The organism is Bacillus sp. V3-13 (assembly GCF_002860165.1).
Lineage (GTDB): Bacteria > Bacillota > Bacilli > Bacillales > Cytobacillaceae > Bacillus_BJ.
This window is the reverse complement of record NZ_PGUZ01000005.1, coordinates 52,005-65,555: the sequence shown is the minus strand read 5'-3', so window position 1 is coordinate 65,555 and position 13,551 is coordinate 52,005. Positions and strand designations below refer to the sequence as shown.

General features: G+C 40.2%; 14 protein-coding genes. 11 read left to right on the top strand and 3 right to left on the bottom strand.

Going from position 1 to position 13,551, the window contains the following annotated elements; translation table 11 throughout:
- Window positions 1–77: 77 nt before the first annotated feature.
- The 5 genes from CU633_RS02375 to CU633_RS02350 all read left to right on the top strand — a co-directional run bounded on the left by CU633_RS02375 (window position 78) and on the right by CU633_RS02350 (window position 3,940).
- Window positions 78–497, top strand: coding sequence for a YwqH-like family protein (locus CU633_RS02375; RefSeq protein ID WP_101658127.1), 420 nt, complete (start codon window positions 78–80; stop codon window positions 495–497).
- Window positions 490–777, top strand: coding sequence for a DUF5344 family protein (locus CU633_RS02370; protein WP_101658126.1), 288 nt, complete (start codon window positions 490–492; stop codon window positions 775–777). Before CU633_RS02375 ends, CU633_RS02370 begins: the two co-directional genes overlap by 8 nt.
- On the top strand, window positions 774–2,366 hold the full coding sequence (locus CU633_RS02365; RefSeq protein ID WP_101658125.1) for an LXG domain-containing protein: 1,593 nt from the start codon (window positions 774–776) through the stop codon (window positions 2,364–2,366). The genes CU633_RS02370 and CU633_RS02365 overlap by 4 nt, the downstream gene beginning before the upstream one ends.
- Window positions 2,367–2,381: 15 nt before the next feature.
- The gene (locus CU633_RS02360; protein WP_101658124.1) at window positions 2,382–3,212 is read left to right on the top strand and encodes a hypothetical protein; all 831 of its coding nucleotides are present in this window, start codon (window positions 2,382–2,384) and stop codon (window positions 3,210–3,212) included.
- A 395-nt stretch (window positions 3,213–3,607) separates the two neighbouring features.
- On the top strand, window positions 3,608–3,940 hold the full coding sequence (locus CU633_RS02350) for a hypothetical protein (protein WP_101658123.1): 333 nt from the start codon (window positions 3,608–3,610) through the stop codon (window positions 3,938–3,940).
- A gap of 633 nt (window positions 3,941–4,573) precedes the next feature.
- Here the strand turns inward: CU633_RS02350 and CU633_RS02345 are convergent.
- The 3 genes from CU633_RS02345 to CU633_RS02335 form a co-directional block, all read right to left on the bottom strand.
- Window positions 4,574–5,800: a polysaccharide deacetylase family protein gene (locus CU633_RS02345; RefSeq protein WP_180954828.1), complete on the bottom strand. Its 1,227-nt coding sequence runs from the start codon at window positions 5,798–5,800 to the stop codon at window positions 4,574–4,576.
- A 46-nt stretch (window positions 5,801–5,846) separates the two neighbouring features.
- Complete coding sequence (locus CU633_RS02340; RefSeq protein WP_101658121.1) at window positions 5,847–6,587, bottom strand: hypothetical protein; 741 nt, start codon at window positions 6,585–6,587, stop codon at window positions 5,847–5,849.
- A gap of 440 nt (window positions 6,588–7,027) precedes the next feature.
- On the bottom strand, window positions 7,028–7,279 hold the full coding sequence (locus tag CU633_RS02335; RefSeq protein WP_101658120.1) for a hypothetical protein: 252 nt from the start codon (window positions 7,277–7,279) through the stop codon (window positions 7,028–7,030).
- A gap of 285 nt (window positions 7,280–7,564) precedes the next feature.
- Here CU633_RS02335 and CU633_RS02330 point away from each other — a divergent pair, with 285 nt between their 5' ends.
- The 6 genes from CU633_RS02330 (at window position 7,565) to CU633_RS02305 (ending at window position 13,446) form a co-directional block, all read left to right on the top strand.
- Window positions 7,565–8,347, top strand: coding sequence for a transporter substrate-binding domain-containing protein (locus tag CU633_RS02330; RefSeq protein ID WP_101658119.1), 783 nt, complete (start codon window positions 7,565–7,567; stop codon window positions 8,345–8,347).
- Between the two features lie 63 nt (window positions 8,348–8,410).
- Window positions 8,411–9,055 (top strand): amino acid ABC transporter permease, encoded by a 645-nt coding sequence (locus CU633_RS02325; protein ID WP_101658118.1) that lies wholly within the window; start codon window positions 8,411–8,413, stop codon window positions 9,053–9,055.
- Complete coding sequence (locus tag CU633_RS02320) at window positions 9,052–9,780, top strand: amino acid ABC transporter ATP-binding protein (RefSeq protein ID WP_101658117.1); 729 nt, start codon at window positions 9,052–9,054, stop codon at window positions 9,778–9,780. Before CU633_RS02325 ends, CU633_RS02320 begins: the two co-directional genes overlap by 4 nt.
- 147 nt (window positions 9,781–9,927) lie before the next feature.
- On the top strand, window positions 9,928–10,920 hold the full coding sequence (locus tag CU633_RS02315; RefSeq protein ID WP_257958417.1) for a TAXI family TRAP transporter solute-binding subunit: 993 nt from the start codon (window positions 9,928–9,930) through the stop codon (window positions 10,918–10,920).
- Between the two features lie 104 nt (window positions 10,921–11,024).
- Window positions 11,025–11,474: a DUF1850 domain-containing protein gene (locus CU633_RS02310; protein ID WP_180954827.1), complete on the top strand. Its 450-nt coding sequence runs from the start codon at window positions 11,025–11,027 to the stop codon at window positions 11,472–11,474.
- The gene (locus CU633_RS02305; RefSeq protein ID WP_101658115.1) at window positions 11,467–13,446 is read left to right on the top strand and encodes a TRAP transporter permease; all 1,980 of its coding nucleotides are present in this window, start codon (window positions 11,467–11,469) and stop codon (window positions 13,444–13,446) included. Before CU633_RS02310 ends, CU633_RS02305 begins: the two co-directional genes overlap by 8 nt.
- The last annotated feature ends 105 nt before the right edge of the window (window positions 13,447–13,551 follow it).

The following is a 13,551-nucleotide window of genomic DNA, read 5'->3' as shown; positions in this document are numbered from 1 at the left end:
GACTTTTATTATATTTACCATATTTACCAATCTAGATATTATAATAGGTATAATTATGCAGGGAAGGGGAATTGAAGATGGGAATAGAGCAACTTTCCTCACAAATTTACTCTGTCCACTCCTCTTTAAACCACCTAAGCCAAAATATTCAACAAAAAAGGGAACAATTGGACCGTTTATTGGCTTGTGAACGGCAGCTATTTAATCTTCATGGAGAGCTTCAAAGTCTTTTACCTTCAACAAGAAGGCCGGAGCTTCACCCTCAAAATTGGTCGGGTAGTAATGCCGAGGATTTTGAAAACATTCGTAATGAAGCAATAGTCAATAATTTTCATCAATTAGTAAACAATCAATATACTAATCTGGAGCAAACCTTAGATCATAAGATTTCACAAATTAGGAACGAAATTAGTTCGTTGGAATCTCAAGCTTCTAATCAACGATCAAGACTTTCTCGATTAGAGAGTCAGAGAAAGGAAATGTTAGCTCGTGAGTAAGGAAATTAGGATTGAATATTCAGAAGTCACAGGGGCAATCTCGCAAACTACGTCCGCTATACAATTGGTAAAAACGGATCTGCCCAATGTGGATGAGGGGAGAAATCAGTTAACCTCCCTTTCAGAGCTGAAATCTTTAATGCAGGAATTAACAAAAGCGATGATTAGTTACCAAAATATTTTAACGGATAATCTTGATAAGACAACCTCTTTGATTGAATCAGTCAGAGAAACCGATCAACAGGCAGCATCAGGCATAAGAAAAGGGGAAAGCAAATGACAATATTGCATGCCCGGCAATTGGATAATTGGGTTTCTTCCATACGTCAATATCTTCTTGCTCAACAACAAGATATGAAATTGGTATATGATAAAGTTACTCGTCTTTCGACATTGGACAAAGCATTAACTGGTGACGGCGGAACTGCCATTAAATTATTTTACCGGGAAAGTCATCAACCGTTATTGCTATTTTACGAAGCAACCGTTACGCAAATTCTTTCATTTTTGGATCATTATCAAAACATGCGCAACAGCTTCGACTCATCTGGATCTGCTTATATTGAGACCTCATTTTTAGAACATGAACTTACCTCATCATTGCAAATACTTCGTTCCAATATCACAGAAATAGTAGATCAAATTAATCGACAATCAAATACGGTTTCCGACATTGTCCATCTGCCAGCCTTACAGGATACACAGGTTCTTGATGGCATTCAAGCTGGATTAACTAAAGGAAGGGAAACAGCTGAAAAACTGAAAGAATTTGATCAACAACAATTGCAGGCTCTTTCAACCATTCAAAAAGATGTAGTCATTCTAAAGAATTACATTGAAAAGCTCACAAATGCTATTAATGCAAAGGGATTTTCCCTCGCCGGATATGAAAGCGGCAGTTTAAATAAGCATGAGTGGTATGAGCAATTGCATTCTACTTTGCTGGTCAGGGCTGAAGAATTCTTATCTCCGGAAATACGAGATGAATTGTCCAGGAATCTCTACACTTCTATTGCCCACAAAATATTGGACTATTTTAGCGAAATTAAAGAAAAAATGGACTGGGGCGACAACCTGTTTGTAGGGTCAAGATTCGCTTTTGCCGCGTATTATACGTTGCTTTCAAGGCAATTGGAAATCCATTATCCAATTGGAAAACCGACATTAATCGATCGCTTTAAGCGTAATTATTCCTTTACGGTTAGAGCGAAAGATTCATGGAAAGCTTCTTCAGGATATGCAAGTCGTTTAGCGAAAATGGTTCACAATTTTCAAAGTGGCCCCCTGCCACAAAATAAATTACTAAAAGAAGTTGCCCAATTTTTAAAAGGATATCCAAACCCGTCCAGCTTTTTAAAGCATACCTTTGGATTTGCTAAAAATAAAACTGGTGCAGAAACTTTAGCAAAGCAGCTAACAATTACCTCCGAACGGGCCAAATTCGGTGTGAAAGATTTGGCAAGTAATCTGGCTGATGCAAAAGGAATGAGCAAGGTTGCAAGGGGTATTCCGATCGTTGGGAACGCAATTACTGTGATATCTAATACACAGGAGTTTACAGACCCGGCTAACGCTGATAAGTCAGTTGCGAATAAGGCTGGACGTGCGGTAACTGGTGTAGGTGTGGACTTTTTGGCAACTGCAGCGGGTGCAAAAGTTGGAGCAGCTATTGGAAGCTTTGGGGGTCCGGTTGGAATTGTAGTGGGGGGTGCTGTAGGCGCTTTGATTGGTGCTGGGCTTAGTAGCAGATATGGTGATAAGATTAAAGAAGTAGGGGGAGACGCAGTAGATGCTGCTGTAAAGTTTGGTTCGAATTTAAAAGATAAGGCAGGAGAAACCTTTAAATCTATTGGCTCCTGGTTTAAATAGGGGGAGGTCTTTTCATTGGATCATATAATAACAATGACTACAGAAGAACTAACCATTCTTTTAAGTTCAGCAGATTTCTCAGATGAAGCCAGAGAGTTAATACATAATTCCATCAAGCCCAAAGGAGCCAGCGAACTAGAGGCCATTTTTAAAACAACCGTGAACCAACTGAGGATGAAAGGGATATGGGATGAGCTACAACATCAGCTGGGATTGAATCCGATAAATGAAGACACCATGTCTTTTCTTGAAATATATGCAAATAGCAAATATATGGTACGTGCCACAAACGGTAAAAAGAAAGCTGCATTAATTTTTCATTACGTAGAAGATGATACTTGGCTATATCATTTTGTTGATGATGAAATCATTCATGAGTTTGCTTTTATGAAAGAAAGTGAAATTCCTGGGTCTTTGGCTGACTTTTATTCTTTCTCTTTTCCGGAGGGAAACAAAGAACGTCTTTCTTTTAATTTAACAGACAAATCTTTTGACCTTTTAAGCAATCCCCAAAAGCAAAAAAAGGTTGAGAAAAGTTTCAAAGGAAACCAAAATGAAAAGGAGTCATTTGAATTTTTTCTAGATGATTTGACGGCACATAACCATCAGATGGAGAATATATCGGTATTTTCAATTGGTGAGTCACGTCAGCTTTCCTTGGAAAACTTAGTTTTTTTCTTTCAAGCTGGAAAGGGTGTTTGGTTAACAGAATACGAAAAAGAAAAAGAACAACCAGTTAACATCCAGCTAGCAGATAAAGAAAAGTGGCAGGAGATACTGGAAGGTGTTCAAACCTTTTCAAGTCAATTAATCAAAGCATATAATTCTGTCGCTAACAGTAAGTAAGTTATCAAGAACGAAATACTATGACAGAGCTGATTCGGATCGCCATTTTAGTTATGCTGACATCACAAGCAGCCTATATGGCTAGTATTTTCCTGTTATATAAAACCATGATGGATTGGTATGAATGGAGTACTTTTCAAAACCCAAAAAATGCTTTCCAGAAGATTGTTAATGTTTGTACTCTCTTGTTTTTGGGGTTGCTTATCGGGCAGGTTTAAAAGTAAGTAATCGGAATTGGATTATGAAGCGTATTTTCTTACTTGGATATTTTGTTCTTTATATAGGGGCGGCTATGATTGTCTATCATATTGTCGATTATCTGTTGACAGTAGTAGAGAGAGTAATATAATAATAAAACATTATTTGTTCTTTTTATGTTCAAAAAAGGAGTCATTATGACAGAGTTAGTACGCATTGCAATCCTGGTTATATTATGTACTCAAGGCGGTTATTTCTTAGCTATCCTTGTATTAAGTCGTACTATGATTGAATGGTATGAATGGAGCATTCTCCCTAATCCAAATAATCACTGGTTTCCAAAAATTATTAATGGATTTACGGCAACATTTATGGGAATAGCTTATTGGGCCGGGAAACGGGTTGATCATCATAATTTTTTATTAAAACGCATTTATTTGCTCGGTTATGCTTTAATCTATGCCATTGCTGCGATGATTGTGTATGACATTCTCGATTACTTATTAAGGGTAATTGAAAGAATAACTTAATTAAAGAGTATTCGTTCTTCTTATTTTCAAAAACAGGAGCCCTCATGACAGAATTAGTACGCATTGCAATTCTAGTTATACTAGGCACCCAAGCGGCGTATTTTGGTGCGATCCTTATATTAGGCCGTATTATGATAGAGTGGTATGAATGGAGTATCATACCTAATCCAAATCATCATTGATTTGCGAAAATCATAAATGGATTTACGATAACTTTCATGGGCATAGCCTATTGGGCCGGGAAACGGGTTGATCATCATAATTTTTTATTAAAACGCATTTATTTGCTTGGGTTCATGGTACTTTACACAATCGCTGCAATGATTGTGTATGACATTTTGGATTACTTATTAAGGTTAATTGAAACAACAACATAATCGTAAATTATAATCAAAACCCAAACTTTTCTGGCAATAAGAGAGTTTGGGTTTTTATTGTCCTATAATAAATTCTCTTTTCGCAACACCTTAAGTAAGCTAAAAACATAAAAAAAGCAGCTTGATGAAGGGGTTCTTTCTCTGTCAAGCTGCTTTTTTTATAAGCCTCTTATCCGTTTAAGATTATGATTTAAACCAGCAATAGAATACGAAAGCCGGGAAAATGAAAAAACATTTGCCAGCTTAATAGCAAATGCTAATTTAAACTGACAATTTGTAACCCTTGCCCTTGCAAGTACTCAATAATCTGCGGCAACGCTTCGATAACCGATTGCGATTCGTGGAGAAGAATGATAGAGCCGGATGCCTGGGAGCTCAGTACATAATGAAAGATTTCCTCTGAACTGCGCCCTTTCCAATCTTCGGTATCTTTATTCCATAGGACCATTTTTTGTTGGTGTTTAGTCATTAAATCGATTGTTGCTGCATTGTTAGCACCATACGGAGGTCTAAAGAGATCGATTTTTTCACCGATAACCTCTGCGATCAATTGGTTGGCTTGCAGTAATTCGCTTTCCTGCATTTCCGGTGGGAGATTCGCGAAATTTGGATGGGTCATAGAATGGCTGCCGATCGCGTAACCATTCGACTTGGCATACTGGACGGATTCGGGATATTTTTTCACATTCAGGCCCGTAAAGAAGAAAGTACCGCCAATCTGATATTTCTTTAAAATATTTACAATTTCCACTGAATATTTAGAAGGGCCGTCATCGAAAGTAAGAGCAACGGACCCTTCCGGAATGCTGTAGGATATAACCTCATTTAGGTCGATAACAGGAAAAGCAGATTGATTGACAACATCGTTTTCCTCCCGGGGAATGAACGGTGCAGCTTCTGTTTCTTCCTGCTTCACAACGGCCTCTTTATCGACATTTTCCACTTTTACCATTGTTTTTTCGGAACTCGTTGTCTCACTTGTAAAAGAATGGCCTGAATATCCTAACAGAATCGTCGACATGACACTGATCACGGCTACAGCCATCCAACCGAGCTTATGGTTATCACGGCGGGATGTTACCTCTGGCTGTTGTTGATTTAAACCATTAAACGGCATATTCATAGATAAGAATGGTAAAGCTTGAATTTTGCTTATTTGCTGTATTTGTTTAATAGATTCTAAGGCGTTCACATACTCTTTCGAACAAGAAAATGGCAACCGATCACTGTGATCACGATATGTTTTTGTTAAAAAACTTATATTTTGTTGTCTCGATGCATCCCAAAAACTCTGTAACGATAATCTATATTTATAGTTAGGTTCGAAAGCAGCAATTGCTTTCAAACTCCCGGCAGTATCATCATCTACTTCCCACAGTAGTTCGACTTCCTGCTCAAATGTCAATTTTATATGAAAAAATGATTTATCAAACGCCCGCTCGATGGATGATAATTCAAGCAGTCTTTCCTGATAGACTGACATGGCTGCCCCCTTTGCTCCAATCATGAGTATTTATATTGCTGCCGGATTACTCGGATGGAGTAGAAGAAGCCGCAGTCTTTGCCGAAAAAGAGATCGACATCCGTTCTGTGAAATCATTAATCGTCTGCATTAACTCTGTTTTTTCCTCAACGATTCTTTCGTATTGCTCCATGTAATTCTGGTTTTCTACTTCCAGATTCCTGACCCGCTCTTCAAGCTCTTTGATTTTTAACATGTTTTGATATTGAGTGTTGGTCGATTCTTCACTGAGCTTCGCGTATTTAATCATTTCTTTTTCCAATTGGTTTGTCATTTTTTCAAACTCATTATTTGAAGTAGTTTGATAGTCTTTGTAATCTTCGAGAAGCTGATCATAGCTCATTTGTTTATTGGTGAGTTTACCTTCAAGAACACTAATTTCCTTGTTTTTTTCCTGCAAAAGCTGCTCTTTTTTTACGTCATCATGCTTTAGGCGGCGAATCATTTCATTAGCATTATATAATTGCTCCTCCAGGCCTTTCTTTTTATAAAGAATTAATTGCCGGTCCTTCAGCATATTTTCGACTGAAACAATCAAATCCAGGGAAACTTTATCCTGATTGTCTTTTTGGAAAAACTGCTTATTGACAGGGCTATCGATTGACTCAATTTTTTCGGCATTATCAATCAGCATCTCCACTGTTTCGGGTGGAGCTTCCACCTCTTTATGGCCTGATTCTATTTCGTTTTGACCGGAAAGGACTCCTTTAAACCAACCCATTGATTTATTTTTTGTATCCTTGCTCATAACTTCAACTCCTCCATTAATATAAAGCAAAATTCCTGTCTATTAAGAATGGTGAAAGGGGGTAAAAATAACCTCTGCTAAAGTAAGTCTATTTCTTTTTTGTATACCAAATTACGACAAAAAACCTATTATAATCCTGATTCTATTGTATGATTATGTTGAAAAATGTCAATAAGAGACTGGTATATAGTGCTTATTTAGGACAATGGATCCAAAATTAAGATAGAATCTATTAAAATAAGAAAATATCGTTCTGCATCCGCCAATGAGCGCAGGATTAAGGTGTATAAAGAACCCGCATCTTTGTTGCTTTTCACAGTAATAAACAGCCCTGGTGGAGCAGGGAACTTGAAGATTGGTATATAAGTTGATAAAAAAACCAAGGCGAAGAAACTCAGGGAAGGTTTCTTCGCCTTGCTTATCGGGATTTCAGACCTCGCTTACCACCAGAAAAACGGAATAAAAATTATTGCGGCAATCGCTGCTAAAGCAATCCCCGCGGCAAAGCCGAAGCCGAAGCCGCCATAACCAAATCCTCCATAGCTCCGGCCCCTTCCAAACGGTCGAAGAAATACTCTCGATGGAGTGACCCGCTCGATAATTCCCCGATGAACACGGCCGTCATGTGTTCTAATTTGCACAGCTCTTCCAATTCCCCGGTTACACATATTGTAATAACGTGATATCGACATTACCTGCACCTCCTAATAAGGATAAAATTCCAACTCCTTAATAAGGTATGTCCAAAGCTTTAACTGGAATAGTTAGATGCACAAGGCAAACGTGGAAATGTATCCAAAGGTACACAGATTTTAGGAAATGGTTTCTTTTTGAATAGTATAGTAATAACCAAAAACTTGGAGCAAAGGTAAATATATAAAGTGTTTTAAAGTTTATAAATTATGATAGGAATGGTATATTTATAACTAGCTGGCCTTAAATTTTATAGAGAAAACATTTTTTAGAGGGGGATTAAAATGAAAAAGTTCAAACTGTTTAGTTTATTTTTGGTACTTACCCTTTTGTTGGCAGCCTGTGGTTCGACAGAAGAGAAGGCTTCAGGCGGTGAATCAGGCAGTGGGGAAGAAAAGGTTTATAAGGTTGGAATCGATACAACATACCCTCCATTTGAGTTTGAAGAAGGCGGAGAATACAAAGGAATCGATATTGACCTGATCAATGCGATTGCTGAAAGCCAAGGTTTTAAAATAGAATTAAAGCCTATGGATTTTGGCGGAATCATCCCTGCGATGCAGGCAAATCAACTCGATGTTGCGATTGCCGGCATGAGCATCACGGATGAAAGAAAAAAGGTAGTCGATTTCTCTGAGCCATATTTTGATGCCGGGCTCACATTGGTTGTGAAGAAAGGCAACAAAGACATCACTTCAGTTGACGACTTGAAAGGCAAAAAAGTAGCCGTTAAAAAAGGAACGACTGGTGCAAAATTTGCCACAGATAATGCTGCAGATAAAGGCTTTGAAGTGGTTCAATTTAATGACAGCCCGGCTATGTTCCAGGAGGTCGCAAACGGCAATGCTGACGTGCTTATCGAAGATTATCCGGTTATCGCCTATGCGATTGCCAAAGACGATCTCGGATTGGAAATCGTTGGTGACCGCTTAAATGGGGATAAATATGGAATTGCTGTGTTAAAAGGCGAAAATCAAGATCTGTTGGAAAAAATCAACAAGGGTCTTGCAGAGCTTAAAGAAAACGGCAAGTATGATGAGATTGTAAACAAATACCTTGCTGAATAGATCGTTTTTGAACACAACATGGCGCGCTGACTGCGCGCCTTCTTTTTGAAAGGAGATGAATGGATGGACACGATTATTACCGTTTTTCCATATTTAGTAGAAGGCCTTCAAGTGACTCTTTATATATTTGCGATTGCCATTATCTTAGGCTTTATCATCGGTTTGGTTATAGCTTTATTCCGGTTGGCTCCGTTAAAACCGTTGAATTGGATTGCCATCGTATTTGTCGATGCAATTCGCGGCACGCCATTTATTGTCCAGTTGTTTTTTATTTACTTCGGCCTGAATTCGTTTGATTGGATTACGCTGGATAACACGACGGCAGGGATTATTACTGTGGCAATTAACGCTGGAGCTTATTTTGCTGAAATTATCAGGGCGGGCATCCAATCAATTGATAAGGGACAATCTGAAGCAGCAAGATCGCTTGGCTTAACAAGTGTTCAAAATATGCGCTATATTGTTCTTCCCCAGGCGTTTCGAAGAATGCTTCCTACCATAACAAACCAATCAATTATCAGCTTAAAAGATACCTCCCTTCTTTCCATTATCGGAATTGCTGACCTGACCCAACAAGGGGAAATTCAAGCCTCAGCTACGTTCGAAGCATTTAATATTTGGCTTACAGTTGGTGTTATGTATTTTGTGATCATTTATCTGCTAACATTACTGGCCAATTTCCTTGAAAGGAGATTTGAGCTGCGATGAGCATCATCCAAGTGAAAAATTTACGAAAATCGTTTGGGACATTAGAAGTGTTAAAAGATATCAATGCGGAAATCAAGGAGAAGGAAGTCGTCTGTGTAATCGGCCCTTCTGGTTCCGGGAAAAGTACATTCCTGCGCTGCCTGAACCGCCTTGAGGATATAACCGACGGCCATGTCGTTGTCGATGGCAAGGATATTACCGATCCAAAACTGGACATTAATAAAGTAAGGCAGGAAGTGGGAATGGTTTTTCAGCAATTCAACCTGTTCCCGCATAAAACGGTATTGGAAAATATTACGCTCGCCCCAACCAAAGTACGTTCTGTCGATAAAGAAACGGCTAATAAAAGGGCACTTGAGCTGCTTGATAAAGTCGGCTTGCGCGAAAAGGCGGACAGTTATCCGGGAGAATTATCGGGAGGGCAAAAACAGCGTGTTGCGATTGCCCGCGCTCTGGCGATGGATCCGAAAATCATGCTTTTTGACGAACCTACATCAGCGCTCGATCCGGAAATGGTCGGCGATGTCCTCGAAGTCATGAAGCAGCTGGCTAAAGAAGGTATGACCATGGTTGTCGTCACCCACGAGATGGGATTCGCGCGTGAAGTCGGCGACCGGGTCATCTTCATGGATGGCGGTTATATTGTCGAGGAAAACAAACCGAATCAATTGTTCGGAAATCCGCAGCATGAACGAACAAAAGCATTTTTAAGCAAAGTATTGTAAAAAATCGAAGGTAACCCCTTCGATTTTTTTCTAAAACATCCTGCTAATAACTTATTCTAGTATTGAAAATTGACACCCAAACCTTATCCATGATTAACTATAATAGATGAAAAATTTAGAATAATCAACAAAAGGGGGAAGTAAGAAATGATGAAAAGAGGGTTGTTTTCGTTATTGGCTGTATTCGTTCTAGTCGTGGCGGGTTGTTCATCTTCATCTTCATCGAATTCATCTCCATCTTCGTCTTCAGAAGGCAAATCTGATCCAACAGCGGTCACCATTGCGACTGGAGGAACAGGTGGAGTGTATTACCCATTGGGTGGGGGAATCGCGGAGATTTTAGAAAGTGAGCTCGATATTACGGCGACTGCCCAGGTAACTGGAGCTTCTGTTGAGAATATGCAGCTGCTTTCCAAAGGTGATGTGCAGGTTTCATTTACACAAAATGATATTGCCGATTATGCTGTAAATGGGACAGAAGTCTTTAAAGAAAAGCTTAACGGAATTAGTGCCATTTCAACATTATATCCTGAAATTATTCAGCTTGTTGTCGCAGCCGACAGCGATATTAATTCGATAGAAGACTTAAAAGGAAAGAAAGTTTCGGTCGGTGCGCCAGGAAGCGGAAACGAAGCGAATAGTAAACAGATTTTAAAAGCTGCAGGCTTATCATATGATGATATTGAAGAAGAATTAAAATCGTATGCAGATTCAGCTGACAGCTTTAAAGACGGACTGATTGATGCGATGTTTGTTACTTCAGGAGTCCCTAACGCATCTGTATCCGACATTGCCGTTACAAAAGGAGTCCGGGTAGTAAGCCTGGATGATGATGTGATTTCAAAGCTTAAAGAGGAGTATCCGTTCTTTATCGATGAAGTCGTTCCAAAAGGATCTTATGATGGCCAGGAAGAGGATGCAAAGACGGTTGCTGTTTTAGCGGCATTAACCGTTAACAGCGATTTAAGTGAAGACTTTGTTTATAAGCTGACAAAAGCAATCTATGAGAACCTTGACACTCTGGGTGCCAAGCATGACAAAGGGAAAGAAATTAAACTCGATACCGCACTTGAAGGATTAACGATTCCTGTTCATCCTGGAGCAGAAAAGTACTTTAAAGAAAAGGGTATTAGCAAGTAAGGAGGCTACAGTACAAGGGAGCTGGTCAGCTCCCTTGTACACATCTTATGAGGAAATATCTTTTAATCCCCATATCATTACTGCTCCTTTTTTGGTTAGTGAATATGAAACAATCCCCAGCCCTAACCATCACATCAAATGAAACGAATAAAGTTTTATGGAGCAAGCCTGTTGCAACAGGTGATTTATTCACGATTCGGTTTACTCATTCTGTTGAAAAAACAGAAGTGGATGAAGTGATCCGGGTTGGAAGCGATGAATTAATTATTGATTCTACCATATATGAATCCTTCGGGGCCGGGCTGCCTTTTGATATTGAAAAAGGACAAAAAATGAGAACGGAAAACGGGAAAATTATCATTGAAAATATCAATCGGAAAGTTCCGTTTATTGATCTTTCGATTGGACAGGTTATTGCCAACCATACATTGTTGTTTAAGGGAGAAACGATACCTCTGAAAGATTTAAGTGAACCAGGCACCTCTCTGCGATTCACCGTTACAGACGAGAGTCCAATACAATCATTGATAAGGAGGTTGTTTCAATTTGAATAAGGGTTTACAGGAACAAAATACTCTTTCGCAAAAGGATCTCCAGGATCTCCTCGCAGAATATGATCCGGAAGCCGGTACAAGAAGATTAAGCGGCATCGTCAACAAACTCATTACCGCTTTTGCTGTCTCATTTTCATTATTTCATATATACACCGCCTTTATCGGCGGATTAAGCTCACAGCTTCAGCGCTCGATTCATTTAGCGTTTGTCCTTGGCCTAATCTTTTTACTCTTTCCATTTTCAAAAAAGAGAATTGGTGAAACAAAGATTCCGATTATCGATGTGATACTTGCTTTTATCGGTATATTTGTTGGATTATACTGGCTGTTATTTTATAATGACCTGGTGAGCCGTATCGGGATGCCAACTGCGCTTGATTTAACTGTCGGGGCGCTCGCTATCTTGCTCGTTCTCGAAGGATCAAGGCGGGTTGTCGGCCTGCCGATCACCATCATCGTTTCCGTATTTCTCTTGTTTGCTTTGTTTGGCCCGTATTTCCCCTCTTTTTTAAGACATGGCGGCATAAGCTTTGAGCGGTTGTTTACGCATATGTATTTTACAACGGAAGGGATCCTGGGCACTCCGCTTGCCGTTTCCGCTACATTTATTTTCTTATTTGTCCTCTTCGGGGCGATTCTCGATAAGACTGGGGTAGGAGATTATTTTAACGATCTGGCCCTTGTCATCGCTGGGCGGGCGAGTGGCGGTCCAGCCAAGGTGACGATTTTTTCAAGTGCCCTGCAAGGGACCATAAGCGGAAGTTCAGTGGCCAATGTTGTCACATCAGGCGCATTTACGATTCCGCTTATGAAAAAACTTGGTTACCGCAAGGAATTTGCAGGCGGGGTTGAAGCGACATCCTCAACCGGAGGACAGATCATGCCTCCGGTAATGGGAGCAGCCGCGTTTTTGATGGCCGAATTTACGGGCATTCCTTATTGGGAAATCGTGAAAGCAGCCGCAATACCGGCAATTCTGTATTTTGTCGGCATTTGGATCATGACGCATTATGAAGCGAAAAGATTGGGACTGCGCGGTTTAACGAAAGAAGAACTGCCGTCTGTTAAATACGTATTAAAAAAGCTTTATTTACTGGTTCCGATTGTTTCAATCATTTATCTGTTAAGCACGGGGATGAGTCCGATGCGGGCGGCATTGTACGGGTTGTTTATCGCAATTGCAACGGGGTTTATCCAGCAGGGTGAAAAACGTTTGACGATTAAAGGGCTGATTGAAGCGCTTGAAACAGGGGCGAGGGCTGCCTTGGGCGTAGCTGTTGCTTGTGCGGCGGCCGGCATGATCGTGGGGGTTATTGTTCTAACTGGAATCGGTCTGAAATTTGCAAACGGGCTGATTGATCTTGCCGGTGGACATGTATTTATTACCTTGATCATGACGATGATTGCCAGCTTGATTCTCGGCATGGGCGTTCCAACAACAGCGAACTATGTTATCACCTCAACCATTGCGGCACCTGTCCTCGTTGAACTCGGCTTTCCACTCCTGGCGGCGCATATGTTTGTGTTTTATTTTGGGATTTTAGCGGATATTACTCCACCTGTAGCGCTGGCTGCCTTTGCTGCTTCGGGAATTGGCCAAAGCGACCCGTTGAAAACGGGTCTGGAATCAACACGCTTGGCGATTGCAGCTTTCATCATTCCCTATATCTTTGTTTTCTCGCCGCAAATGCTGCTGATCGATACGGATTGGGTCGGGGCTACGCTCATTATGATCAGCTCCACCATTGGAATGATTGGCGTCGGGGCCGGAATGATCGGTTATTGGGTGAAGCCGATGCCTATGTGGTTGCGGGCAGTTTTGGTCATAGCCGGGGTTTTATTGGTTGTTCCAGAGCTTGTTTCCTCAATTATGGGCGCTGTGTTAATGGTTGCCATATTTATATACCAGAAATTTTTACAGCGCGGACCGGGTCTGGGGACATCAAAGGAGAGTCAGGATTTATCAAATTAACATTACCTGCGAAGATCGAGGGGGTTTCCTTCGATCTTTTTATCTTTTCAAAAAGGTTAAGCAGTAGTTTTTAGGGAAGTATGAAATAGAGAGAATTTTAGATAG

Bases quoted from the DNA above. Each gene is read 5' to 3' on its own strand.
- CU633_RS02375 (WP_101658127.1), top strand. From the start codon at position 78: ATGGGAATAGAGCAACTTTCCTCACAAATTTACTCTGTCCACTCCTCT.
- CU633_RS02365 (WP_101658125.1), top strand. From the start codon at position 774: ATGACAATATTGCATGCCCGGCAATTGGATAATTGGGTTTCTTCCATA.
- CU633_RS02350 (WP_101658123.1), top strand. From the start codon at position 3,608: ATGACAGAGTTAGTACGCATTGCAATCCTGGTTATATTATGTACTCAA.
- CU633_RS02345 (WP_180954828.1), bottom strand. From the start codon at position 5,800: ATGTCAGTCTATCAGGAAAGACTGCTTGAATTATCATCCATCGAGCGG.
- CU633_RS02340 (WP_101658121.1), bottom strand. From the start codon at position 6,587: ATGAGCAAGGATACAAAAAATAAATCAATGGGTTGGTTTAAAGGAGTC.
- CU633_RS02335 (WP_101658120.1), bottom strand. From the start codon at position 7,279: ATGTCGATATCACGTTATTACAATATGTGTAACCGGGGAATTGGAAGA.
- CU633_RS02330 (WP_101658119.1), top strand. From the start codon at position 7,565: ATGAAAAAGTTCAAACTGTTTAGTTTATTTTTGGTACTTACCCTTTTG.
- CU633_RS02325 (WP_101658118.1), top strand. From the start codon at position 8,411: ATGGACACGATTATTACCGTTTTTCCATATTTAGTAGAAGGCCTTCAA.
- CU633_RS02320 (WP_101658117.1), top strand. From the start codon at position 9,052: ATGAGCATCATCCAAGTGAAAAATTTACGAAAATCGTTTGGGACATTA.
- CU633_RS02315 (WP_257958417.1), top strand. From the start codon at position 9,928: ATGATGAAAAGAGGGTTGTTTTCGTTATTGGCTGTATTCGTTCTAGTC.
- CU633_RS02310 (WP_180954827.1), top strand. From the start codon at position 11,025: ATGAAACAATCCCCAGCCCTAACCATCACATCAAATGAAACGAATAAA.